The sequence below is a fragment of the Pseudomonas sp. MF09150 genome (genome assembly GCF_059862355.1).
Genome location: NZ_JCBCUS010000001.1, coordinates 312,717 through 336,574 on the forward strand (window position 1 = coordinate 312,717; position 23,858 = coordinate 336,574).

At 61.7% G+C, this 23,858-nt stretch carries 24 protein-coding genes and 1 pseudogene; 9 read left to right on the forward strand and 16 right to left on the reverse strand.

All coding sequences use genetic code 11. From position 1 onward, the window contains the following. Window positions 1–3: 3 nt before the first annotated feature. Window positions 4–489 (forward strand): serine protease inhibitor ecotin, encoded by a 486-nt coding sequence (gene eco / locus AC19YX_RS01285; RefSeq protein WP_078472225.1) that lies wholly within the window; start codon window positions 4–6, stop codon window positions 487–489. 69 nt (window positions 490–558) lie between these two features. Next, complete coding sequence (locus tag AC19YX_RS01290; protein ID WP_020298058.1) at window positions 559–864, forward strand: NIPSNAP family protein; 306 nt, start codon at window positions 559–561, stop codon at window positions 862–864. Here the strand turns inward: AC19YX_RS01290 and ilvA are convergent, their stop codons facing one another. The 3 genes from ilvA to AC19YX_RS01305 form a co-directional block, all read right to left on the reverse strand. Further along, complete coding sequence (gene ilvA, locus AC19YX_RS01295; protein WP_078472224.1) at window positions 865–1,890, reverse strand: threonine ammonia-lyase, biosynthetic; 1,026 nt, start codon at window positions 1,888–1,890, stop codon at window positions 865–867. It abuts the gene before it with no gap. A 242-nt stretch (window positions 1,891–2,132) separates the two neighbouring features. Continuing rightward, window positions 2,133–3,062, reverse strand: a complete 930-nt coding sequence (locus tag AC19YX_RS01300) for a magnesium transporter CorA family protein (RefSeq protein ID WP_078472223.1) — start codon at window positions 3,060–3,062, stop codon at window positions 2,133–2,135. 10 nt (window positions 3,063–3,072) lie between these two features. Further along, window positions 3,073–4,659, reverse strand: a complete 1,587-nt coding sequence (locus tag AC19YX_RS01305; protein WP_500605481.1) for a RimK family ATP-grasp domain-containing protein — start codon at window positions 4,657–4,659, stop codon at window positions 3,073–3,075. 92 nt (window positions 4,660–4,751) lie between these two features. On the opposite strand from AC19YX_RS01305, the pseudogene AC19YX_RS01310 reads away from it, so the two are divergent. Next, window positions 4,752–5,837: pseudogene (locus AC19YX_RS01310) on the forward strand (GNAT family N-acetyltransferase/peptidase C39 family protein); the annotation flags it as partial. Between the two features lie 59 nt (window positions 5,838–5,896). Here the strand turns inward: AC19YX_RS01310 and AC19YX_RS01315 are convergent. Beyond that, the gene (locus AC19YX_RS01315) at window positions 5,897–7,048 is read right to left on the reverse strand and encodes a PQQ-dependent sugar dehydrogenase (protein WP_078472221.1); all 1,152 of its coding nucleotides are present in this window, start codon (window positions 7,046–7,048) and stop codon (window positions 5,897–5,899) included. A 64-nt stretch (window positions 7,049–7,112) separates the two neighbouring features. Continuing rightward, window positions 7,113–7,475, reverse strand: a complete 363-nt coding sequence (locus AC19YX_RS01320) for a hypothetical protein (protein WP_500605482.1) — start codon at window positions 7,473–7,475, stop codon at window positions 7,113–7,115. Window positions 7,476–7,691: 216 nt separating this feature from the next. Here AC19YX_RS01320 and ku point away from each other — a divergent pair, with 216 nt between their 5' ends. Beyond that, the gene (gene ku / locus AC19YX_RS01325; RefSeq protein WP_500605483.1) at window positions 7,692–8,594 is read left to right on the forward strand and encodes a non-homologous end joining protein Ku; all 903 of its coding nucleotides are present in this window, start codon (window positions 7,692–7,694) and stop codon (window positions 8,592–8,594) included. A gap of 35 nt (window positions 8,595–8,629) precedes the next feature. Next, complete coding sequence (ligD, locus tag AC19YX_RS01330) at window positions 8,630–11,152, forward strand: DNA ligase D (protein ID WP_500605484.1); 2,523 nt, start codon at window positions 8,630–8,632, stop codon at window positions 11,150–11,152. A 54-nt stretch (window positions 11,153–11,206) separates the two neighbouring features. Here the strand turns inward: ligD and lpxO are convergent, their stop codons facing one another. Continuing rightward, window positions 11,207–12,106, reverse strand: coding sequence for a lipid A hydroxylase LpxO (lpxO, locus tag AC19YX_RS01335; protein WP_078472217.1), 900 nt, complete (start codon window positions 12,104–12,106; stop codon window positions 11,207–11,209). 375 nt (window positions 12,107–12,481) lie between these two features. Here lpxO and AC19YX_RS01340 point away from each other — a divergent pair, with 375 nt between their 5' ends. Further along, a complete protein-coding gene (locus AC19YX_RS01340; RefSeq protein WP_500605485.1) occupies window positions 12,482–13,186 on the forward strand; it encodes an alpha/beta fold hydrolase in 705 nt (234 codons plus the stop codon). Window positions 13,187–13,224: 38 nt separating this feature from the next. After that, window positions 13,225–13,644, forward strand: a complete 420-nt coding sequence (locus tag AC19YX_RS01345; RefSeq protein ID WP_500605486.1) for a hypothetical protein — start codon at window positions 13,225–13,227, stop codon at window positions 13,642–13,644. A 51-nt stretch (window positions 13,645–13,695) separates the two neighbouring features. Here the strand turns inward: AC19YX_RS01345 and moeB are convergent, their stop codons facing one another. The 4 genes from moeB to AC19YX_RS01365 all read right to left on the reverse strand — a co-directional run bounded on the left by moeB (window position 13,696) and on the right by AC19YX_RS01365 (window position 17,268). After that, window positions 13,696–14,907 (reverse strand): molybdopterin-synthase adenylyltransferase MoeB, encoded by a 1,212-nt coding sequence (moeB, locus tag AC19YX_RS01350; protein WP_500605487.1) that lies wholly within the window; start codon window positions 14,905–14,907, stop codon window positions 13,696–13,698. 67 nt (window positions 14,908–14,974) lie between these two features. Then, window positions 14,975–15,808: a hypothetical protein gene (locus AC19YX_RS01355; RefSeq protein WP_242487472.1), complete on the reverse strand. Its 834-nt coding sequence runs from the start codon at window positions 15,806–15,808 to the stop codon at window positions 14,975–14,977. 4 nt (window positions 15,809–15,812) lie between these two features. Then, the gene (locus tag AC19YX_RS01360) at window positions 15,813–16,088 is read right to left on the reverse strand and encodes a MoaD/ThiS family protein (protein ID WP_201130854.1); all 276 of its coding nucleotides are present in this window, start codon (window positions 16,086–16,088) and stop codon (window positions 15,813–15,815) included. A gap of 1 nt (window position 16,089) precedes the next feature. Continuing rightward, a complete protein-coding gene (locus AC19YX_RS01365) occupies window positions 16,090–17,268 on the reverse strand; it encodes an acyl-CoA dehydrogenase family protein (protein ID WP_500605488.1) in 1,179 nt (392 codons plus the stop codon). Window positions 17,269–17,558: 290 nt separating this feature from the next. On the opposite strand from AC19YX_RS01365, the gene AC19YX_RS01370 reads away from it, so the two are divergent. Next, on the forward strand, window positions 17,559–18,113 hold the full coding sequence (locus AC19YX_RS01370; RefSeq protein WP_500605489.1) for a hypothetical protein: 555 nt from the start codon (window positions 17,559–17,561) through the stop codon (window positions 18,111–18,113). Window positions 18,114–18,187: 74 nt separating this feature from the next. Here the strand turns inward: AC19YX_RS01370 and AC19YX_RS01375 are convergent, their stop codons facing one another. From AC19YX_RS01375 to AC19YX_RS01390, 4 genes are all read right to left on the reverse strand, one after another. Further along, complete coding sequence (locus AC19YX_RS01375; protein ID WP_500605490.1) at window positions 18,188–18,592, reverse strand: hypothetical protein; 405 nt, start codon at window positions 18,590–18,592, stop codon at window positions 18,188–18,190. A 175-nt stretch (window positions 18,593–18,767) separates the two neighbouring features. Beyond that, window positions 18,768–19,400: an ankyrin repeat domain-containing protein gene (locus AC19YX_RS01380; protein ID WP_500605491.1), complete on the reverse strand. Its 633-nt coding sequence runs from the start codon at window positions 19,398–19,400 to the stop codon at window positions 18,768–18,770. 71 nt (window positions 19,401–19,471) lie between these two features. After that, window positions 19,472–20,674 carry an FAD-dependent monooxygenase gene (locus tag AC19YX_RS01385; protein ID WP_500605492.1) on the reverse strand — a complete coding sequence of 401 codons (1,203 nt, stop codon included), beginning with the start codon at window positions 20,672–20,674 and terminating at the stop codon, window positions 19,472–19,474. Then, window positions 20,674–21,198, reverse strand: coding sequence for a MarR family winged helix-turn-helix transcriptional regulator (locus AC19YX_RS01390; RefSeq protein WP_201130850.1), 525 nt, complete (start codon window positions 21,196–21,198; stop codon window positions 20,674–20,676). Before AC19YX_RS01390 ends, AC19YX_RS01385 begins: the two co-directional genes overlap by 1 nt. A gap of 251 nt (window positions 21,199–21,449) precedes the next feature. On the opposite strand from AC19YX_RS01390, the gene AC19YX_RS01395 reads away from it, so the two are divergent. After that, window positions 21,450–22,307, forward strand: coding sequence for a hypothetical protein (locus AC19YX_RS01395; RefSeq protein WP_500605493.1), 858 nt, complete (start codon window positions 21,450–21,452; stop codon window positions 22,305–22,307). A 68-nt stretch (window positions 22,308–22,375) separates the two neighbouring features. On the opposite strand, the gene AC19YX_RS01400 is transcribed toward AC19YX_RS01395, so the two are convergent. Continuing rightward, on the reverse strand, window positions 22,376–23,176 hold the full coding sequence (locus AC19YX_RS01400) for a GNAT family N-acetyltransferase (RefSeq protein ID WP_201130848.1): 801 nt from the start codon (window positions 23,174–23,176) through the stop codon (window positions 22,376–22,378). Window positions 23,177–23,228: 52 nt separating this feature from the next. Further along, window positions 23,229–23,771, reverse strand: a complete 543-nt coding sequence (locus AC19YX_RS01405; RefSeq protein WP_500605494.1) for a hypothetical protein — start codon at window positions 23,769–23,771, stop codon at window positions 23,229–23,231. Window positions 23,772–23,858 lie beyond the last annotated feature (87 nt).

Consider the following 23,858-nt stretch of genomic DNA (forward strand, 5'->3'; position numbering starts at 1 on the left):
GTCATGCGCTCGACATCCATCCATTCCGCCGGCATTGCCCTGTTGCTGTGGGGTATTTCCTCAACGGCGAACGCCGCCAAACTTGAAGACGTTGCCCCCTACCCCAAGGCCGAATCCGGCTTCAACCGGCAAGTCATCCAGCTTCAGAAAAAAACCCAGGAACAGGACTACAAGGTCGAGATCCTGGCGGGCAAGACCCTGACCGTGGATTGCAACCAGCAACGCCTGGGCGGCAACCTGCAGGAGCAAACCCTCGAGGGCTGGGGCTATTCGTACTACCGCCTAGAGCAGGTGACGGGGCCCATGACCACCCTGATGGCCTGCCCCGATGGCAAGAGCCATCGCGCGTTCGTCCCGGTGATCGGTGACGGTTTCATGCTGCGCTACAACAGCAAGCTGCCCATCGTGATCTACGCCCCCAAGGACGTCGAAGTGCGCTACCGGATCTGGAGCGCCGGGAAAAAAATCGACAGCGCCCGCGTCGAGTAAGTCGGCTGCCGACGCTGCATCACCCCCTGACCGATTCAGGTCCTCGTCGAATTCCAAGGATTGCCGAACATGATTACCTGCCATGTCAAATACGTGATCGACCCTTACCAACTCGCCGAATTCGAGGCCTACGCCAAGACCTGGATCGAGGTGGTCGAGCGCCTCGGTGGCACCCACCACGGCTATTTCCTGCCGTCCGAAGGCGCCAGCAATATCGCCTACTGCCTGTTCAGCTTCCCATCCCTGGCCGACTACGAAAGCTACCGCCACATCGCCCTCACCGACCCGCAAAGCGTGGCCCTGGTGGATTCGCTGCTGGAGAAGAAATTCATCCTCAGCTACGAACGCAGCTTCATGCGTCCGTTGCTGGCCTGATCAGGCCGGCACGGCATTGCCCAGGGCCACGCGCTGGGCAATGCCGCCCAGGCTGTCAAAGTTGATATTGGCCCCCGAGTCGATGGCGACCAGGGTTTGCCCGCGCACTTGCCGCTGCGCCACGTAGCGCTTGATCCCGGCCACGGCCAGGGCGCCGGAAGGTTCGGTGATCGAGCGGGTATCGTCGTAGATGTCCTTGATTGCGGCGCAGAGTTCATCATTGCTCACGGTCAAGACCTCATCCACATAGTGGCGGCAGATCTCGAACCCATGGGCGCCGACCTGGGCCACCGCGACCCCATCGGCGAAGGTACCGACGCTGGGCAGAACCACCCGTTCCCCGGCCTTGAGCGCCATTTGCAGGCAATTGGAGTGCTCGGACTCCACGCCCACAATGCGCACCTCAGGGCGCAGGTACTTGACGTAGGCGGCAATCCCGGCGATCAACCCGCCCCCACCCACCGGTACAAAGATCGCATCCAGCGCCCCGGGCTGCTGGCGCAGGATCTCCATGCCCACGGTGCCCTGCCCGGCGATCACATCCGGGTCGTCGAACGGTGAGACAAAGGTGCGCCCGGTCTGCGCTGCCAGCTCCAGGGCGTAGGCCAGGGCAAATGGAAAGCTCGGCCCGTGCAGCACCGCCTCGGCCCCACGGCTGCGCACCCCGATCACCTTCAGCTCCGGGGTGTGGGTGGGCATGACGATGGTTGCCTCGATACCCAGCTCCCGCGCCGCCAGGGCCACACCCTGGGCGTGATTGCCCGCCGAGGCGGTAATCACCCCACGCTGACGCTGCGCCTCGCTGAGCTGTGACAACTTGTTGTAGGCGCCGCGAATCTTGAAGGAAAAGGTCGGTTGCAGGTCTTCGCGCTTGAGCAGGATCTGATTGCCCAGTGCTTGGGATAGGGCCGGCGCCAATTGCAGCGGCGTGCGCACCGCCAGGTCATAGACCGGCGCCGCGAGGATTTTCTTCACATAGCCTTCAAGCAGCCCGAGTTGCGGGTCCTGGCGGTTGGCGCGGGTCATGGGAGGTCTCCTGGGTGGTGTTCGAAGCCCGGAAGACAGAGAGAAAAAACCCGCCTCCAGGGCGGGTTGGGTGCAGTCGTCAGCAAGCCCGCCAATAAGGAATGGCGGTAATAATGCTTGGCTGGGAACGGAATGCTGGGGAAGTCATGCACGGAAATTACCCGGCAAAAGGCTGACCCGTCAATGGACATTTCGCCACCAAGCCGCGCTTTATCTGAAGTAACCCCTGGATAGATCCATGCTCAAGGGCTTTTCGCCAGCCGCTTCAGCCCCAGCACCATGGCCCCCGCCCCCAGGCCCATGGCGCTGAGAAACAACGGATACGACACCCACCAGGGCGTGCCGGCCGTCATCATGCTGAACTCCGACATGCCGCCGATGCTGGCCAGCAGGTTGAGCGGCAGAAACACCACGTTGATCAGCGTCAGCTTGCGCAACAGGCTGTTCATGTTGTTGTTCATCAGGTTGCCGCGGGCATCGATCAGCCCGGAGAACACCGTGGAGTAGATCTCCGCCTGCTTGTAGCACTGGTTGTTTTCGATGATCAGATCGTCGATCAGGCCCACCGCCTGCGGGCTGAAATGCTCCTTCTCGGCATGGTTGCGCAACCGGGTCAGGACCGCACCGTTGCTGTGAATCGCATTGATGTAATAGATCAGGCTCTCGCTGAGGTTGAACATCTGCACCAGGTGGCGGTTTTCCATGGAGGCGTTGAACTGCTGCTGCAACTCCCGGGCGACCATCTTGATCACCTTCAGGTGCCCCAGGTAGTGGTGAATATTGCCCAGCAGCAGGTCCAGCAGTACATCCAGCGGCGTGTGCAGGGCCTGGCGCTGGCCCAGGCCGTCGAGTTGGCCGTCGTCGGTGGCGATCACCAGCAGGCGATCCGGCGAAAACAGCAACCCGCAGGACGACACCTCGAACGCCAGGCTGCCGCCGCCGGAGTAGTTTTCCGGGCGCTTCCAGATCAGGAACAGGTTGTCGGGATGAAACTCGATGCGCGACACCTCGTCCGGGTCCAGGGCGGAGGCCAGGGCATGCTCATCGAGCTTGAACGCGCTGTGCAGCAGGTCGCGCTCCCCCAGGTCGGGGTTGCAGAACAACATCACTTCGGCGTCCAGCCGCTGCACCGGCAGCAGGCGCCCCTGGGCCAAGCGGTAGCTCTGGATCATCGCGACGGCCTCACCAGGCCTGGCCGCGACGCTTGAGCTCCAGGCGTCGGACAAACTCCTCAAGCACCAGGGAATACAGGTCGTCCTGCAAGTAGGCGTCTTCGATGCCGGCGTCCATGTTCGGGTTGTCGTTGACCTCGATCACCACCACCTTGTCGCCGGACTGCTTGAGGTCGACCCCATACAGGCCGTCGCCGATCAGGTTGGCGGTCTTCACCGCCAGTTCCACCACTGCTCGCGGCGCCTCGTGCACCGCCAGGGTCCGGCACTCGCCGTTGATGTCCTGGCCCTTGGCTTTGTGGTTGTAGATCTGCCAGTGGCCCTTGGACATAAAGTACTGGCAGGCAAAGATCGGTTTGCGGTTGAGCACACCGATGCGCCAGTCGTACTCGGTGTAGAAAAACTCCTGGGCCAGCAACAGCACCGAATGCTCGAACAGCTCGGCCGTCGCCTCCAGCAGCGCCTGCTGGCTTTCGACCTTGATCACCCCACGGGAGAAACAGCCGTCGGGGATCTTCAGCACCAGCGGGAACCCCAGGCGCTCGCCCACGCGCTCGAAGTCCTGCGGTCGCTCCTTGTACAGAATCTCGGTGGCCGGCATGCCCAATTGATGGCTCTTGAGCAGGTCGGTCAGGTACACCTTGTTGGTACAGCGCAGGATCGACGCCGGATCATCCATCACCACCAACCCCTCGCTCTCGGCCTTTTTCGCGAAGCGGTAGGTGTGGTTGTCGACACTGGTGGTTTCGCGGATCAACAAGGCGTCGTATTCGGCCAGGCGTGAGTAATCCTTTTTCTCGATCAGTTCGACATCGATGCCCAGCCCCTTGCCGACCCGGATAAAACGCTCCAGGGCCAGGGCGTTGGACGGCGGCAAGGCTTCCTGAGGGTCATGCAGGATCGCCAGGTCATAACGGGCCATGCGCCGCGAGCGTGGCAGGCGCCAGATCTTGTGGCTGAAACTGTCCAGGGCATTGGCGAATTGATCTTCCTGATCATCGCGCACTTTATGCAAAGTGCCGGACTTGACCCCTTCAATGTGCCAGCCGTTAGTTCTCTTGAAGTCAACTAACAGTATGGGACAGGGAAACAACTCGAATAACTGACGCGCCAGATCCTGCAACGGCTCGATACTACTTTTGCCGAAGTACAAGGTCAGGGTAAAGGCTTCAGTGTCACTGTAAGCATGATTATTCAGGGCCTTTTCCAGGGTTTTATCCAGGTCATCCAAGGCCAGGCCATACAGCGATTTGCGGGTCAGCTCACTGATGGTCCGCACCGAAGGAATCACCCGATGGCCCCGCGCCTCGGCCAGCAACGAGCAGTAGTAGCCATGGCCCAGGTACTTGTAGCTGCGGCACAGGTTGATCACCTGGACCCGCTTGCCCGGCTCGTTGCCACGGGTTTGCTCAAGGTATTCCTGAGCCGTGACCACGTCTTCGCTGGGGAAGTAGGACGCCCAGTCTTCCTTGCGTTCGACAATAATAACCAGCTGGCTGGAAGTTCTAGCCGCCTCGGAAAAATAAGCAGTTGTCGTTATTGTTTCCGGCAAACTTTGCTCGGATACTTCACGCCATTGACCCTGTACCGCTGACATAGTGATTGATCCGCTGAAGAACAAGACCGTTTCTATTAAGCATGAAGTTTTTTAAAAGTCCCGTTTCATTACGCAACTTTTACGGCGGTTATATGGATCTTGTCTTTCGCACTGCAACCCTCGACGACCTGCCCAGTCTGCTGGCGCTGGAACAGCAATGTTTCACCAGCGACCGGCTGACGCCGCGCAGCTTCCAATGGATGATCAGCCGGGCCCATGGGCAGTTGGTCGTCGCCGAACACCAGGGAGGCATTCAGGGCTATGCCCTGGTGCTGTTTCACCGTGGCACTTCGTTGGCGCGCTTGTATTCGATCGCCATCGCCGTGCAGGCACGGAGCCAGGGCCTGGGGCAGCGCCTGCTGCAAGAGATCGAGGCACGGGCACTGGCGCATGACTGCGCCTACCTGCGCCTGGAGGTACGCAGCGACAACCCGTCGGCGATTGCCCTCTATGAGCGCAACGGCTATCGGCGCTTTGCCCTGATCCACGACTATTACCAGGACCACGCCGATGCCCTGCGCCTGGAAAAACGCATCCTCCAGCACCGCGAGACCCGCAGCATCCGCGTGCCCTACTACCCCCAGACCACCGACTTCACCTGCGGCCCGGCCTGCCTGTTGATGGCCATGGGCGCCCTGCAACCCGGCCGGCTGCTGGAGCGACGCGAAGAACTGCAGATCTGGCGTGAAGCCACCACCGTGTTCATGACCGCAGGCCATGGCGGCTGCAGCCCCCAGGGTTTGGCACTGGCGGCCTGGCAGCGAGGTTTTCGGGTGCGGTTACAGGTCAATACCGTGGGCCCGCTGTTTCTCAATGGCGTGCGGGACGAGCGTAAAAAGGACGTCATGCGCCTGGTGCACGAAGAGTTCTGCGCGCAACTGGCCCAGAGTTCGGTGCAGCAGGTGCTGGGCGGACCGCTGGACCTGCCGCGCCTGCTGCACGACGGTGGGCAGCCCCTGGTGCTGATCAGCAGTTATCGCCTGACCCGCTCCAAGGCGCCGCATTGGGTGATGGTCACTGACTGTGACCCGGATTTTGTCTACCTGCACGACCCGGACGTCGACCACAGCCAGCATCGCCAGGCCGTGGACTGCCAGCACTTGCCGGTGAGCCACGCCGAGTTCGCCAAGATGTGCAGCTTCGGCAGCAGCAAGCTGCGGGCGGCGGTGGTGCTGTACGCCCCCCTGGCACAGGTGCCGGATGCCAGCGGTGACCCTGGCCCCGGCACCGCCGGCAATCAGTTCAGGCCTACGCGGTACAGCCCGCCCTTGTCCTCGTCGGTCAAGACATAGAGGTAACCGTCCGGCCCCTGGCGCACATCGCGGATGCGCGCCTTGAGCTCGCCGAGCAGGCGCTCTTCATGCACCACCTGCTCGCCGTCGAATTGCAGGCGAATCAACTCCTGCGAGGCCAGTGCGCCGATAAACACGTTGTGCTGCCAGGCCTTGAAGCGGTCACCGTCATAGAACGCCATGCCGCTGATGCCCGGAGACTTCTCCCAGACATGGTGCGGGGCCACCGTGCCCGGTGCGCTCTGCCCCTGGGCTTCGGGGATCGGCTGGCCGGAGTAATTGATGCCGTGGGTCGCGAGGGGCCAGCCGTAGTTCTTGCCGCGCTCGATGATGTTGATTTCATCGCCGCCCTTGGGCCCGTGCTCGTTCTCCCACAAGGTGCCGCTCCAGGGATTGAGGGCCGCGCCCTGGGGATTGCGGTGGCCGTAGGACCAGATTTCCGGACGCACGCCGCTTTGGCCGACGAAGGGGTTGTCGTCCGGCACCTTGCCGTCAGCGAAGAGGCGCACGACTTTGCCTTGCAGCTTGTCCAGGTCCTGGGCCGTCGGCCGATCGTTGTTTTCGCCGAGGGTGATAAACAGGTAGCCGTCACGGTCGAACACCAGCCGCGAGCCGAAGTGATTGCCCGTGGAGAGTTTGGGTTCCTGGCGGAAGATCACCTGGAAACCTTCCAGGCTCTTCAGGTCACTGGACAGCCGGCCACGACCCACCGCCGTCCCGGCAGTGCCGCCTTCGCCACCACCCTCGGCGTACGACAGGTAGACCATGCGGTCCTGCTTGAAGTCCGGTGACAGCACCACGTCCAAAAGGCCGCCCTGGCCCTTGGCCCAGACCTGCGGCACACCGGTCAGTGGCGCCGATATCCGGCCGTCGGCGTTAACCAGCCGCAGATGGCCGGGGCGCTCGGTCACCAGCATGCCCTGGCTGTCCGGAAGGAAGGCCAGGGCCCAGGGATGATCGAGGTTCTGGGTGATGGGGGTGACGCTGAGGGTGCCCTGCTCGCTGGCATATTGCTGCGCGGTGGCAGCCGAGGCGGCGGGTACGGTGGTCAGGAAAACACTGGCGCAGAACGTGGCCAGGAGAGTTTTACGCAACATGCACTATTCCTTCCGTTGCTTGAAAGTCCGGCGGGCCAAGGACCGTCAACGTCCTCGGCAGCGCTCAGCGTCTGTCATTCGATTGAGGGTCACGGCTACCGGGTTGGGGCTGCGGATTGGCTCTGGGCGGGCTGCCGGTGCGTGGATAGCCGTTGCCGATGCCGCCGTTTTCCAGGGTCGGCGGACGCGGCACCGGAGCGGTATTCGGCCCGCGAATGGCCGGAGCGCTGGGTTGGGTGCCTTGCATGCTATTGGGGTTGGCCCGGCGCGTCGGGCTGTTGTAGGGGTTGTCGTTGCCGCTATTGGGCAGGCTCTGCGCCAGCAATAATTTCGCTGCGCCAGTACCGGCCTGTGGAGCGGCCTGCACCAAGGCACTGGCACATGCGGCCAGGGCGAGCGCGGCCAGGCGTCCCATCAGTCTGTTCATAGGGCCCTCGTTGATAGCAAGCAGATATCAGTTTCGAGTCCACGCTACGCCCGGGGTTCGCCTTTGTTAATTAAATAATCCTTAAGAACATGTAACACCGAATATCCGCAGCCGGCCTGGTCCGGGAATCGTCAGGGAATCGCCGCACGTTAATGGGCGAAACTTTTGCCGAACGCCGCAGGTCACCTGAAGACTCACATTGCAGAGGCGACGACCATGGCACGGGCAATCTGGAAGGGCGCGATCAGTTTCGGTCTGGTGCATATCCCGGTGGCCCTGGTGTCGGCCACGGCGTCCCACGGCGTCGACTTCGACTGGTTGGATCAGCGCAGCATGGACCCGGTGGGCTACAAGCGCGTGAACAAAGTCACCGGCAAGGAAGTCACCAAGGAACACATCGTCAAGGGCGTGCAATACGAGAAAGGCCGCTATGTGGTGCTCAGCGAAGAGGAAATTCGTTCGGCGCACCCGCTGTCGACCCAGACCATCGATATCTTTGCCTTCGTCGACAGCCAGCAGATCCCCCTGCAAAACATCGACACCCCGTACTTCCTCGCTCCGGACAAACGCGGCGGCAAGGTCTACGCGCTGCTGCGCGAGACCCTGACCAGCACCGACAAGGTCGCCCTCGCCCACGTGGTGCTGCACACCCGCCAGCACCTGGCGGCACTGATGCCCCTGGAGTCGGCGCTGGTGTTGGTGATGCTGCGCTGGCCGGCCGAGGTGCGTAGCCTCGACGAACTCGAACTGGGGGCCGAAGTCACCCAGCCGCAGTTGGCCAAGGGTGAGCTGCAAATGGCCAAGCGCCTGGTGGAAGACATGAGCGCCGACTGGGAGCCCGAGCAGTACCGCGACAGCTTCGAGGACAAGATCCACGCCCTGGTGGAGAAGAAAGCCCGCGCCGGCAAGATCGAGGACGTCGAGACCCAGGCTGGCGAGGAGCAACGCAAAAGCGCCGACATTATCGACCTCACCGAAATGCTCAAGCGCAGCCTCGGCTCGCGCCCCAGCGCCAAGGCCCCGGCCAAATCCGCCAAACCGGCCACCCGACGCGCGCCTGCCAAACCCGCCAGCAAAAAAGCCCCCAGCAAGAAGTCCACGCACAAGACCCGCGCCTGAACCTCGCATGGGCGCGCAGCACAAGGTAGTCCGTCATGGCCAGACCCCTGAGTGAATACAGCCGCAAACGCAATTTCGACATCACCTCCGAGCCCTCGGACACGCCGTCGGCCAAGGACAGGCCGGGGGCCTCGGCCTTGCGTTTCGTGATCCAGAAACACGATGCACGCAACCTGCATTACGACTTTCGCCTGGAGCTGGGCGGCACCCTGAAAAGCTGGGCGGTGCCCAAGGGCCCGAGCCTGGACCCGACTCAGAAACGCCTGGCCGTGCATGTCGAAGACCACCCCCTGAGTTACCGCGATTTCGAGGGCAGCATCCCTGCCGGCCAATATGGCGCCGGCGATGTGATCGTCTGGGACCATGGCGTGTGGCAGCCCCATGGCGATCCGCAGGCCGGCTACGAGGCCGGGAAGCTCAAGTTCCGCCTGATCGGCGAAAAGCTGGCAGGTGACTGGACCCTGGTCCGCACCCATTTACGCGGCAGTGGCGACAAGCAGCAGTGGCTGTTGATCAAGGAAAACGACCCGCAAGCCCGTTCCGCCGATGAATACGACGTCCTCGAAGACCTGCCTAAAAGCGTGATCAGCCAGGCCACGGTCGGTGCCGGCCGGAGTAAGCCAAAATCCCCGCCCAAAGACAAAAAGTCCACGCGCGCCACAGCAGCCGCCACGGCCCTGCCAGAACGCCTGGCACCGCAGCTGGCGACCCTGGCCGAACAGCCGCCCAACGGTGACTGGCGCTACGAGATCAAATTCGACGGCTACCGAATCATGGCCCGGATCGAAAAAGGCCAGGTGCGCCTGCTGACCCGCAACGGCCATGACTGGACCCCGCGCCTGCCGTTGCAGGCCAAGGCCCTGGCGGCGCTGAAGTTGCGCGACAGCTGGCTGGATGGCGAGGTGGTGGTGCTCAACGACAAGGGCCTGCCAGACTTCCAGGCCTTGCAGAGCGCCTTCGACATCGGCCGCAGCCTGGACATCATTTACTACCTGTTCGACGCCCCGTTCCTGCAAGGCGCCGACCTGCGCCAGACGCCGCTGGAAGAGCGCCGAGCGCTGCTCAAGCAGGCCCTGGGGCGCAAGAACAGCAAGGTGCTGCGCTTCTCCGAGGCCTTCGCCGCCCACCATCAGGATATTTTCGAGAGCGCCTGCGCCCTGTCCCTGGAAGGCGTGATCGGCAAGCGCGCCGGCAGCCCCTATGTGTCGCGGCGCAGCCCGGACTGGATCAAGCTCAAATGCCGCCTGCGCCAGGAGTTCGTGATCATCGGCTACACCCGCCCGCAAGGCTCGCGCAGCGGCTTTGGTGCGTTGCTGCTGGGGGTGTACGCCACGTCCGGGTTGGTCTACGCCGGGCGCGTGGGCACCGGGTTCAACCAGGCCATGCTGAAACAGCTGCATGGCCAGATGCAGCCACTGGAACGCCCCGCCTCGCCCCTGGCCAAGCCACTGACGACGGCCCAGGCCCGGGGCGTGCACTGGATCGAACCGCAGTTGGTGGGCGAAGTGGAGTTTGCCGAGTGGACCCGTGAAGACCTGGTGCGTCAGGCCGCCTTTATTGCCCTGCGCAGCGACAAACCAGCGACCCAGGTGGTTCGCGAGCAGGCACCAGCGCCCAGGGAGCATCGAACGCCAGCGGAGAAACACAGCCCGAGCCAGCCCCCGGACAGTGTCGCCGGGGTGCGCATCAGTCACCCGGAACGGGTCATCGATGCCCGCAGCGGCACCACCAAGCTTGAGCTGGCCCAGTTCTACCAAAGCATCGGCGACTGGATCCTGCCCCACCTGCGGCGGCGCCCGGTGTCCTTGCTGCGCGCGCCCGAAGGGGTCGAGGGCGAGCAATTCTTCCAGAAACACGCCGAACACCTGGCCATCCCCCACATCAAGCACCTGGACCCGGCCCTGGACCCCGGCCATGCGCGCCTGATGGAAATCGACAGCCTGCCGGCGCTGATCGGCGCGGCGCAGATGGGCACGGTCGAGTTGCACACCTGGGGCGCCACCACCGAGCACATCGATACCCCGGACCAGTTTGTCCTGGACCTCGACCCGGACCCGGCCCTGCCCTGGAAAACCATGCTCGAAGCGACCCAGCTGACCCTTTCGGTGCTCGACGAACTGGGGCTGCAGGCGTTTCTGAAAACCAGTGGCGGCAAGGGCATGCACCTGATCGTGCCGCTGGCACGGGTCCATGACTGGGCCACGGTCAAGGCCTTCGCCAAGGCCATCGCGCACTTTATGGCGCAGCAGTTGCCGGAGCGGATCAGCGCCACCATGGGCCCGAAGAACCGTGTCGGGAAAATATTCGTCGACTACCTGCGTAATGCCCGTGGCGCCAGCACCGTGGCGGCCTATTCGGTCAGGGCCAGGCCCGGCCTGCCGGTGTCGGTGCCTATCAGCCGCGATGAGCTGCCAGGGTTGCGCAGCGCCCAGCAATGGGACATCCGCACTCTCTGGCAACGCCTGGAAACCCTCAAAGACGACCCCTGGACCGGCTATGGCCATCGGCAGCGGATCAGCGCAAAAATGTGGCAGCAACTGGGGGCCAGTCCCCCCTGAGACGAGGGGCGGCAGCGGCGCCTGCAGCGAGGGTGCAGGCGCCCGGGGGCGGGGTCAGATCAGGATGAACAGCAACAGCAGGCCGCCGAAGATGGCCCACTTTTCCAGGTAATAACGCGTACGGTTGCGCTTCTTCAACTCTTTGCCGCGCAGGCGGATTTTGTACAGCTTGTTGAAGGCGCGATTCAGGCCACCGGTCTTGTCCCCGGCATCGTTGGGCGAACCGGCAGCGGCCATCACCGTGCGGCTGAACCAGGCATTGAAGGCCGCGACCCAGCGGTACTTCATCGGCCGCTCGACGTCACAGAACAGGATGATGCGATTGTGCGGGGTGGTGTTTTCCGCGTAGTGGATGTAGGTCTCGTCAAACACCACCGCTTCGCCGTCACGCCAGGAATAGCTCTCGCCGTCCACATTGATGTAGCAGCCATCATCGTTCGGCGTGTCCAGGCCCAAGTGGTAACGATAGGAACCGGCGTAGGGGTCGCGGTGGCGCACCAGCTTGGAGCCTGGCGGCAACTCGGCAAACATCGCCGCCTTGATCGAGCCGATGCCTTGCACCAGTTCGGTGGTGCGCGGGCAGAGTTTCATCGCCGACGGGTGACTGTCGCCATACCACTTGAGGTAGAAGCGCTTCCAGCCACTTTTGAAAAAGGAGTTGAAGCCCAGGTCGTTATAAGTATCCGAGCGCTTGATCTCCCCTGCCCTGAGCAGGTTCTGGCCTTCGGCGCGAATTTCTTCCCAGTGCTCCTGCAACGGCTGCAATTCGGGGAATTGGGCCGGGTCCAGGTAGGGACGGTTGGGGTTCTTCGAAAACAGGTAGAGGAAGCAGTTGATCGGGGCCAGGAAGCTTGAGTGATCACTCAGTTGGCGGCCCAGCTTATGGCGCACACGACCGCGCAGGTGGACGTAGGCGATAGAGAGAACATAAACAGCAGCAATAATGAGTTTCACGAGAAATCGTCACACGTCAGAAAAGAATATGCCGCGCCCCTGCAAACCGATGGTTGAAGGGCAAATTGCAGCGTCTGAATTAAAAAAGCGCAGTCTGCAGGCAGGTTAATGAACCGCCTCACTCATTGGCATCTGGCCATTGGTTGGCAATTTAGCCACATTCTGTAACCAAAAGTTAACTCAAAATTGTGAAAAACTGCGCTTGCCGCCACCCCATCGGTCACCCGCCTGTGCACCGTCCCCAAGGCTCCGGGCGCGATCGTCGATGCATAGCGCGCGCCTTGCCCGAGGAGGTTTTCAGCCTGTTATGCTGCGCGCGCTCGACGCCTACCCGCGAGCGCCTGCAACGACCGCCCGCAAAGGACCGCGATACCCATGACTGACCCCCTCGCACCGGCGCTGATCCTGCTGCCCGGCATGGACGGCACCGGAGAGCTTTTTCAGCCGCTGATTGCCGCCCTGGGTGGGCGCTTCGAGCTGATCGTGCTGCGCTATCCGAGTGATCAGCCCCTGGACTATCCGGCCCTCGAATCCCTGGTGCGCCAGGCCTTGCCCCAGACGCGACCGTTTGTAGTGCTCGGCGAGTCGTTTTCCGGCCCGATCGCCGTGGCCATTGCCGCCACGAACACGCCACTGCTCAAGGGCCTGGTGCTGTGCTGCACCTTCGTGCGCAACCCAAGGCCCCGCCTGGGACGCCTGAGTTTCCTGCTCAAGCTGCTGCCGTTGGCCCGGGCACCGCTGGGGCCGATCAGCAAAGTTCTGCTCGGCAGCTACGCGACGCCGGCCCTGCATCAGGCGCTGGCACAGGCAGTGGCCCAGGTCACGCCGCGGGTGATGCAGGCCCGGCTCAGGGCGGTGGTGGCGGTGGATGTCAGTCAGGCACTGGCTGCCAGTCGCGTCCCTGTGCTGTACCTGCGGGCCAGCCAGGACCTTCTGGTGCCGGCCAGCGCCAGCGAAACAGTGACAAGCCTGCGGCCGGATGCGCAGATCGTGACCCTCGACGGCCCCCATTGCCTGCTGCAGGCTGCCCCGGACCCAGCGGCGCAGCACCTGACCCGCTTTCTGCAATCGGTGTCCTGAACCCGTCCATTGCGCCACCTGCCTGAAGAGATTGCTTGATGAAGCCCGGAAAAACCGCAGTCGGTGACATTGTCTTGATTCCCCTGGCTCAGGGCTTTCGGCCGGCCAAAGTCCTGTATGTGTCGCAGCGCTACAAAGACACCATCCTGCTTGGGCTTTACGCCACGACCCTCAGCGCAGCACAGATGCCCGCGGACCTGCCGGACGGCTTCGGCCTGACCCTGTACACCTCCAAAGCCCCCATCCGGGCCCAGCGTTGGCTGCAGGTCGGCAACCAGGTACTCACCGCCACCCAACGCGGCCTGGATCGCAGAATCGTCGCCACCGAGTTGTGGCTGGGGGATGAGCATCTGGGACCCGCATCAGCACAGGACCAGCTCGATCTCCCCCAGATGCTGGTCATGGGCGCTGGCCTGGTTGAAAAGAAGGCCCAGGCCCTGCTCCCCGCTGCGGGTTGAGCAGCGCCGGTCAGCGCAAGCCAAGGCGCGCTCCCCCTCCTCAGCCGACACTCACTGCAGGCGAAGCAACCCCGAGCACTGGCACAAGGTGAGTTTCGCCATCAGTTCCGGGTATAGGTCCGAGCCGAGAAAGGCACTGATCCCACCCTGCAAGCTGAAGATATCCGAGCGCCCCCACTGCCTGGACACCTGCACTGCCCCGCGCTGGCTGCGTAGGCCGGACTGACAGTAGAGCACCACCGGGGCATCGCTCAAACAGCGCCCGCCCAGGTGTTCGAGCTGCGCCAGCGGGATGTGCACCCCGCCAATGGACACCTGCTCGCGCTCATGGGCTTCCCGTACGTCCACCAGATGCACCGCAGTCCCCTTGCGCGCCAGCTCCAGCAATTGGCCAAGCCCCATGTTCAGGCCTCCGTCGCTGGTGGGCGCGGCACAGGCCACGGGCAATTCCTGCAGGGCAAAGGGCTGTAGCGGGTCTCGCAGCGGGTTGCCTAGCGCGGCCGAGTAGCGGATTTCCTGGGTGCTCGCCGAAAGCGCGTCATACATCAACAAGCGATTGCTCAGGGGCTGGCCGATACCAGTGATCAATTTGATCGCCTCATTGGCCTGAAAGCAGCCAATGATCCCCGGCAACACGCCCAGCACCCCGGCCTCGGCGCAATTGGGCGCCAGGGCGGCCTCCGGTGGCTCGGCGTACAGGTCGCGGTAATTGGCGCTGCGCTGGCCGTCGGCCTGCAACGCGTTGAATACCGCGACCTGGCCTTCGAACTGAATGATTGCGCCATACACCAGGGGTTTGCCCCCCAGGCAGCAGGCATCATTGATCAAGTACTTGGCCGTGAAGTTGTCGGTGCCGTCGATCACGATGTCGTAGTCGGCCACCAGTGCGGCCGCGTTTTCGATGTTGAAGCGCTCAACGTAGGCCTGGATGTGAATGTAGGGGTTGAGCGCCTGCAGACGGGCCTTGGCCACATCTGCCTTGTTCTCGCCCTTGTCCGTAGTGCGAAACAGCACCTGGCGGTGGACGTTGGACACCTCGATCCGGTCGGCATCGATGATCCCCAGCCGCCCCACACCGGCGGCCGCCAGGTAGAGCAATGCCGGGCACCCCAGCCCGCCCGCGCCGACCATCAGCACACTGGCCGCCTTCAGCGCCAGCTGGCCCTGGATGCCAATGGCAGGCATCAACAGATGCCTCGAATACAGCCCCACCTCGCCCGGTTCGAGGCTCACCGGTTGCTGCTGATCCCCTGCTCTGCTCATCGTCTTCATTCCCTGGAAATAAAGGCCGCGGCATTCCCGCCGCGGCCGAACACCCGAGCGTGCGCGCCTAGAACGTCTCGATGACCACCGCCGCCAGGCGGTTATCGCGCGTCAGGTTGATGACCCGGTGGATATAGACCGGGTTGCCGTGATGGATAAAGGTCGTGGTCCGCACTTCGCCCTCATCGAACAGGTAAAAGGGGCAACACAACTTGACCAGGACCTCCTGCAACGGCTTGCCCAAACCACTGCGCAGGGCCAGCGGGTCATCGACCAGGGCATCCACCAGGCGCTCCCGCCCTTCTGATGCCAGGCCCGGCACCTCGAGAAAACACCACTGGTCCGCCACCTCGCACAGGTGGCGATAGAGGGTGAAGCGGTACTCGGCCCCGGCAACGCGCTCCCCTTCGTCCTCGATCAACGCCACCTGCGCATCGACATACCGCGGCTCGCGCCCGGGATCGACCTCGGCCGGCAGCAGGTGTTTCAGGACGCTGCCCCGCAATTGCCCGGGAACCCCGGTCAAGGCCGCATCGCCATCGAGTTCCAGCAAGCGCCAGAGCATCCTGACCTTGGCAAACACCCCACCGTCCGCTTGAAACTGATGAAAAATCTCCAGCACCGTGTTGTCTTGCCTGAGACGGACCTGCTCCACCGAGACCTGGAACCAATCACTGTCGAACATCCCGAAAGGACGCAGGTAATCCACATCCGCCTCGACCGCCACCAGGCTCTGGTGGTGCTCACGGATCAGCCCCGGAAACGAGATATCCAGGCGTTCGGAAAACCAGGACCACATGCTGCTCTTGCACAGCGAGAGCAGCGACCGGGACTGAAACTGCAACGGGTTGAACAAGGTCGGGTCAATCGGCCGCATCACGGCTACAGGACGTTCGCCCATGGCCTCAGCCTCCCGCCACAGCGGTGAAGATATCGATGCAGCCATCGTTGCTCACTCGGTTATCCAGCTGCGTCAGGTCCACTTTCTGACCATTCAACGAGATCAGATAGCCCTTTTTGATATCACCGTTTTTATCGTGAATAATTTCCTGCAAGTTGGGGTAGTGCTTGACCAGTTCCTGAACGGCCTGATTCACCGTGTTGGCGGCAGAAACATCAATCTCAAGTTCACGCTTGTAATCAACGAAGCGCGCCAGATTTCCGGACAGTTTGAATTTCATGTCATTCACCTTCCTGGTTAGTCAGCTGTTGGCTCAACAGGTCAAACTCGTGCAACTTCCTGATGCCCAAATCGACCACTAGTTTTTCCTGCGGATCGGCGCCGGCAAACAGTGATGTGAAATCGCGGAGTGCGCGGCCAATGCCACTTTCTTCGGTGTACCCCCAGCCGCCCGTAAGTTTGAGTGCGGACAACGCAATCTGGGTGATGTTTTCCACCGCGCAATGCTTGGCAGCGGAAGACAGGGAATCCCAATAGGGATCGGTGTCCCCGTTTACTTGCCGCAACAACGAGCGATAGACAACGGAGCGGGCCGACTCCAGGGCGATATACATCTCCCCGACCACTGCCTGCACATGTTGCATCTCGGCCAGGCGACCGTCGTAGCGAATGGTCCGTTGCAGGTAGCCGATGGTTTGCTCTATCACGCGCCGGGCATGCCCGAGGAACGGACAGGCCTGCAATGAACGCCGGCAGTTGAGAAAGTAGCGTTGCGCGACTGCCAGGCCATCCGTCCCTGCCAGCAGGCGGCTCTCGTTGAGCCGCACGTTATCCAGGGTCAGGTACACCGTGCCCAAGGCCCGTACACCGCTCATCTTCATGGGGCTGGTGCTGACTCCCGGATCGCTGCGCTGCACCAGAAAGACTTGCAGGTCCCGGGTGTCGCTGCGCACGAACACCACGAACAGATCGGCAGTGCGCCCGCCGCTGACGTAAGGTTTTCCGCCATTGAGCAGGTAGTACCCGCTGTCCGGGTCATGCCGTGCATTGGACACGAATGAAAAGGCGTCGGCGTTTTCGGTGTAGGCAAATGCACCGATGCTAGTCCCGGCCACCAGTCGATCGATATAAGGCGCTACCACTTCGCGCCGGCCGACCGCTGCCAGAAAAAGAATAAAGGACATCCTGACCGACAACAGGAATGGAAAAGACATATCACTGGACAAGTACCCGAGCTTCTCCAGCACACTGCCCCATTGCGCAACGCCTATATCGGCGCCGCCATAACGCTGTGGGAGTGCCAGTTGGAATCCGCCGCGCTCGGCAAACAACCTGAATACTTCATCCGGAATCGGAGTGGAACTGCGATCACGTTCCAGGGCATAGGGATTGACCTGTTCGTTGACTAATGAACCGAACAACGACTCGACATCGCTCGCACCTTGCCAATCGATATTCATATGCAGATCCTTCTGCCTTGGGACTGTGTGTTTTAAAGCGCGTAACTCGCCGACGATAGAGGCGTGAACTATCGGCTGGTTGTCATGTTTAAATACGTGGATTCAGTCAATCCGATGGATAGGCTAGACAGGAATATCCATATAACAAGTGTTGTTTTTCGCGGCAAAATGCCACATTCGCCGCCGGCCCCCGTGGTCCTTGAAGATGGGTGTCGAGGATCCCGACGGGCGGTGCCGCAGACGGATTCAGTGACTGGCCAATTCCCAGGCCGCCCCCAGGAGTTTTCGCGATGGACATCAATTGGCACTCGCTATTGCCCAACCTCAAGCGCGAGCCCGCAGCCACGCGGGACGAGATCGACCAGTTGCTGGCCGACTTGTCGCGACCGATCCAGGCCGACGAGCGCCGTTCGATCCTTGACGCGCAGCGTAACCCCTGGCCCGTGAGTCACGGCCTGCACTCAAGCTGGACGCCGATAGACCCCAGCGCCTGGCCGATGCCCGGCGCGTCTCCGGCAACGAGTTGGCTGGCGTTTCTGGCATGGTCCAATGGCGGGCTGGTCACCCAGGGCGAAATGGAATTCTGTTTTTTTGGAACCCGAGAGGTTCGCGAGTTCCTGCTGGCTTACCAGTTCCCCGAGTACATGCCCCAGGCGATCCCCCTGGGGCTGGATGGGGCCGGCAACTTTGCAGTGCTGGATGTGCGCGAACCCGCTCCCCACGCCGAATACCCTGTACTCGTGGCCTCTGCGGGCAATCTGGGTTTCGAGGACGCACGCTGTCTGGCCCCCAGCTTCGAACTGTTCTGCCGACGCACCGAATCAGTTGAAAGTGCGCTGGACTGAAGTATCAACCGCTGAAAATCGATGGGCGCCCCCCTGCTCTTACGGATCGGTTAGGCACGCTTGATCAGCGGTTCTCAAAGGGTAATGGAGGTCGCCGGATAGAACAGCGTGTTAAGCACGAAAAGAATCATCCAGAAACCGATTTCCAGGGTTTCGGTAATAGGCTGGATGCGTTTCACCGCACCGTAGACATGCACCACAAACATCAAGGCGAAGACCACAAACAGAATATCGAAGGCATAACTGAAACTGGTGCCAGTGGTCGCGGAACGCAGCATGGCAACTTCCACCACCAGAATAAAAGCCCCCAGGCAGCGGCCAAAATAAATGGCCAGATGCTGGTGTTCAGGAATGGTCCAGCGCATCGCCCGGGCCCAGGCAATGGGCGCGATAAATATCGGCAGGGCAAAAAACAGCGTAGTAACGATCATCAGGCTGGTGATGTAATGCTGACTGTATTGCGCGTAATAACCGAGCATTCCGAGATTCCTTATCGTTGAAGATCACCCTCGAAGGGCAGAATCGCAGAATTACAGCCGCAACTAACGACGTCCATTGTATTCAGGCCGAACGAGACCAAAGAGCGTGCACCCGGGCAAATAGTCGTAGTACCGAAGGTGCATTAGAGGACTGTATTCGGCCATGTTCCACTCGCTACTTGCGCAATTGAAGCGCCGCCGCTGGAAGTAGATCTTCTTCAATCCACCGCGCCAGTGTGGGCCGACTGATAGCTCGCGCGGTTTGCGCTAAATATTCCAATTCTTCACTGCCCAGGATGAGTCCATGGCTCAGGATCAGTTCAAGGCCCGCCATTGCATCCCACTCTTGCTCCATGCAAATAACAGCTTGTCGTGCAGGGGTCAGCCCGTTGCGGGCGGCAGATGAAAGACTGGCCCCATTGTCGATCAATCGTTTTACACGCTCGATGTGGCCGAACTTCAGAAGCATGGAGAGCACGGTTATTCCATGGTCATCCGCTTGATCGACCCTGTTGTGTTTTCTGTACCAGGCCAGTACCCATTCAAACACCGGATCGTCATGTTCCAACGCCACTCGATGCAGCAGATTGCCTCCTCCCAGATCACTTTTTTGAAACAGATCAACGTCATTCGCCGCCAGAAACTCAAGGCTCTCGATAGAGTCACCCACATAAAACAACATGGGCACATCGTTATATGACTCGCTTCTTTTCAGACGTGGTAGCAAGCGCTCCATTGCACTTGCATCGCCGTTAACCAGGGCGTTGCCGGCTTCAAAGAGATCCACTATCAACACTTCATCAATCATCGATTGCTACCTATCAGGCATAGAGGTCAATCCAGTTGCAGCACCGGCCGGTCCGAGGCTGACCAAAGGACTTATGTTTGCTGTTGCACGTCATAGTCTGGCAAGTCGATGGCGTCCGCCTTGGGTGAAAGGAACTTGCCGAGCAATGTCTTGAATCCAGGCGCGGTTGCCAACCTCAGCACGGCATGGCCGAGTCCGATGCCAAGCCGTGAATGGGGCGACGCCAACCTGGGGGCGAATTTGGGCACACTTTGCGCCTGGGCGACGTAAGGCCGCATCCGTTGTTCATAAGCGGCGAACGCCTGGGTGTGGTCGACGTGACGAGCCAGCTCCCCGGCCAATACATAGGCGCCGCACAGCCCCAGACTGGTGCCCATGCCGCTGATGGGCGAGGCGCAATAGGCCGCGTCCCCCACCAGCGCGATGCGCCCCTTGGACCAACGGGGCATCCTGACTTGGCCGACCGCTTCCAGGTAAAGGTCGGTTGTTTCATCCAGCGCCGCCAGCACGCGAGGTGTCTCCCAGCCCGCGTCGGCAAACTTTTGCTTGAGCAAGGCTATCTGCTGGTCATGGGCAAGTTTCTCGTACCCGTTCGGGGCCTGCTGAAAGGACAGAAAAGCCCGCGTGGTGCCCAGGTTATCCGGGCGCAAACAGACACAGCGGCCACCTGGAATGTTGTGCCAGCGCATGACCTGACCGTCGCTTGGCTGCCGGGGCACGGTGAAATAGGCGGTATACACATCCAGTGGCCGGCGCCGGACCTCATCGCCGAACACCCGATTGCGCGTCGCCGAACCAATGCCCTCGGCCACGATGACCAGATCGTAAACCTGCTCATCGCCCTGCTCGAAGCGCACATGAACCTGTCGGCCATCGTCCTCGATGCTTTGAATACTGTCGCCGAATCGGTACCTGACCCGGTCCTCGCTGCGCTGGATCAATAGCTTGGCCAGTTCGCCACGAAGAATTTCCAGCTCAGCTATCGGCCCCTCGCCGTCGAAGGCGTTCACCCCAATAAACGCCTTGGTCCGGTTGCCCTGGTCAACGAAGGCGATGCCTTGCTCCTGAGTCGCGTTAGCCCGAATCAGATCCTCCAGGCCCATACGCTGGACGACAACGCGCCCGGCGCCACGCACATCGACGGTCTGCCCACCGTCGCGAAATGCCGGCGCCCTTTCGACAACGGTGACGTCCATGCCCTGCCGGGACAACCAATAGGCCAATGCCGGCCCGGCGATGCTTGCACCGGTGACAAGAATTTTTTGCGGTTTCATCACGGCTCCCGGTGCTCAAGGGTTGGCTGGGCAGTGCCCGGCAAGGTGCTGCGGTAGACCTCGATCACTCGCTCCAGAAACGCCTCGACCACTGCACGGTCCTGGCCTTCCAGCGCGCCCAGCACCGTGCCCAGGCCGTCGAGCATTGGCGCGAGATGCCGATAGGTCTGCGCCACCGAGGCCGGTACCGGACGCACCAGTACCCGGCGCTTGTCGTTGAGCTGGCGCTCACGGATCACGTGCCCGGCGCGCTCCAGCCGGTCGATGACCTGGGTGATGCCGGCAGTGGTCACTGAAAGGCGCGTTGCAAGCTCGGTCGGTGGCAAGGGGCCGTCGGTAATCAGGTGCTCCAGTGCCGCTACGTCGGTCTGGTTGATGCCCAACGACGTGCCCAAATGGCCCGCCGCCTTGCGCGTGAGGATGGCGATCTGTTGCAGCTGTTGCCCGACCGGATCACTGGCAATCCGAAGGCCGCGTGGGTCCTCGGTGGTCAATGGCGCAGATGAGCGTGGCGAGATAGGCATGATGAAATCAACGGCCGAGGGTAACGGGCCAGCAAATTAGCATATAGCTAACTTGCTTAGCTAGTTTTCTGATAACCGCTAGAGCCCCTACCCTGTCAGCCCGCAGCAACCGCACAATTGCCATTTGCCAGCATCTTGTCGGTTATAAAACCCTGCCTATATGATCGCGCCTCACCCAATAGGCAGCGGCTTTGGTCCAGGGACTGATGCTGCCCCAGGCTTTTCACAGGCTCTACAAGGATGTTGAAACGATGAAAATCAAGATGGCGCCACAGTCGCGCAAGGACGCTGGCCTGGGTCAGATAGTGGCCGGTTGGGTCTTGGCCGCAATAACCCTGGCAGCGCCTGCACTGGTCCAGGCCAAGGACGCGCCGATTCCCCCTGGTGCAGTGCTCAGCGTGATGGAAAACATCCAGTTCGACGATCAGGCCGACACCGGGGAACTGGAGGACGGTGCCGTTGCGACTTTCTGGTACGGCCATGAGCTCGACCTCGAAGGCAAGCACTACTACACCGCGTTCGTCTGGCATACCCGGGACAATGCCGCCCGCCAGGGCGAGGACTTCGCCGCACCCGAGGTCCAGGTCAGGCTGGCAGAGGCGACATTCGAGCGCACTCACCCGGGCCAGACTCAGGCCTATACCTTGCGTTACATCGAACGCAAGATCGGTTTCTTTGGAGCCCGGGAAAAGCCCGAGGACGTCGACCCCGCTCGCCCTGCCCTGGAACACCGCACAGCCGATGGCCGCCTGCTGTTGGCCGTACCGACCTCGACCTTCGACAGCGGCGTCATCTTCAACGGCTACACGCTGTTCGTGTTCAATCCGAAGAAAAACGAGGATGACAACGGCTGGATCTGGACCTTTATCGGCCAGGTGCGCACCGGCGAGGACAACTCGGCCGCGTGCGATGAGGGCGCCGTGATGCCTTGCACCTTCAGCAAGGGCGAACTGAGTTTTGTCGACGGCCAGGGCCCGATGCCGCAGGTGAAGGTCACGCTCAGCGGCACCACCTTCGATGGCCCGGACAGCACCCGCCCCCTGGCTGCCGCCGACAACGTGACCTATGTCTACGACGGCCAGAAAAGGGAATACATCAGCAACCACTGAGTGGGCCCTGGGGGATGACAAGGCCTTGAATGGCGGTCGCCCCCCTCCACTTCAACTCGCGGCCGGCCTCAGGTATCAGCCAGGCGGTACAGCGCTTGGGCATGGGACGGCATCAGACCGGCGCGTTGCAGATTGCGTCGGCTTTGCGAGTTGGCCAGCGCCGTCGCGGCGACGACACGGCAACCATGGGCCCTGGCCTGCTCTATCCGATGGGAGATCAGGGCGCCGTGATAGCCCGCGCCCCTCGCGGTTTTGCGGGTGGCGGCCGTTCCCAGGTAGGCAACCCCATGGTCGGCCAGGTACATCAAGGCACCCGCCACGACCTGGCCTTGGGCTTTGAGCACGTAGATTTTCATGCGCTCATCCGGCCCATGCCCCGCAAAAGAAGCTTGAGACAGCTCTCGCAGCTCCGGTTTGGTGCGAAAACCGCCGGCATGAACCTCGGCGAATTCGGCCAGCGTCTGCGGTGTGACCTCTTCGATCTCAAAGGGGTGACGGTTTGCGACCCCGTTGTCGATGGCGCAGGCAAATTGCAAATGCGTCCAGCCCTTCAACTTCTCCAGGGATGCGCCGGCCAGCTCGGCGTATGGCTGCATCGCGGGGGCTTTTCCGATCAGCGGGGTGACGGTCGAATAGGCTGCCGATGCCTTGAGCAAACTCAACACGGCCTGAGGCTCCCCCGGATTGTCGCCGTAGATGCGATTGAACATCGGGCTCGGCGTGGCCTGCACGTAAAAGCACGCCGCGGCGCCGTTGGAGAAAACCCTGGCCCCGTAGGGGTTGCCCTCGATCCTCAGCAGATTCTCGACCCGAGCACACAAGTACTGCCGTTCTGCGGCCTCGATCTCATGGGCCAATCCAATATCCATGTGCATCGTCCTTTATCGGGGCCGTTCCTGAGGGGCCGCACAGCCTGGTCCGTCACTTAACGCTGACCTGACCTCGGGCGTACATATAGATGGAACCGTGGTCGGGGATCTTGCAGGTGATCACACCCGGTGCGCCGGGCACCTTCTTGTCGTCCAGGGTGATCACCTCGGCGAGGTGGAAGTACTGCTTATCCTCCAGATTCTTGGCCTCGGCCGCAGCGTCGACCAGGCGCCCCAGCACTTCGGTGAAGGCTTCGTAGCACTGGTCTTCTTCACTCAGCTTCAGCTTGGCCAGCTCACGGTCGCTCTTGACGGCCATCTCGATCACCACCGGCTCCGCCGGCGTGGAGGTTGGCTGCGCCTCCACGTTCTGCATCGCATAGCTGATTTTCAGTTGCCGAGGGTTGTAGTGATAGCGCAGGAACTTCCAGTCCTTCATCGCGTAGGCCAGGCCTTTTTCCGGGTCAAGGTAAAGCGTCACGTCATAGGTGTTCTGCACCCGCTTGCCGATCAGTTCCGATGCCGCGTGGGCCGTTTGCAAGTTCGCACTCAGCAGGAGTGCAGCCAGGGTCATGGCGAGGGAGGTGATTTTCATGGCTGGCAGTCCGTTCCGTGGCGATAGGTAGTAGCTCAAAGACGGCGGATGCTTTCATGGGCCCAGGGGGTGGTCAAGAGACTGGAG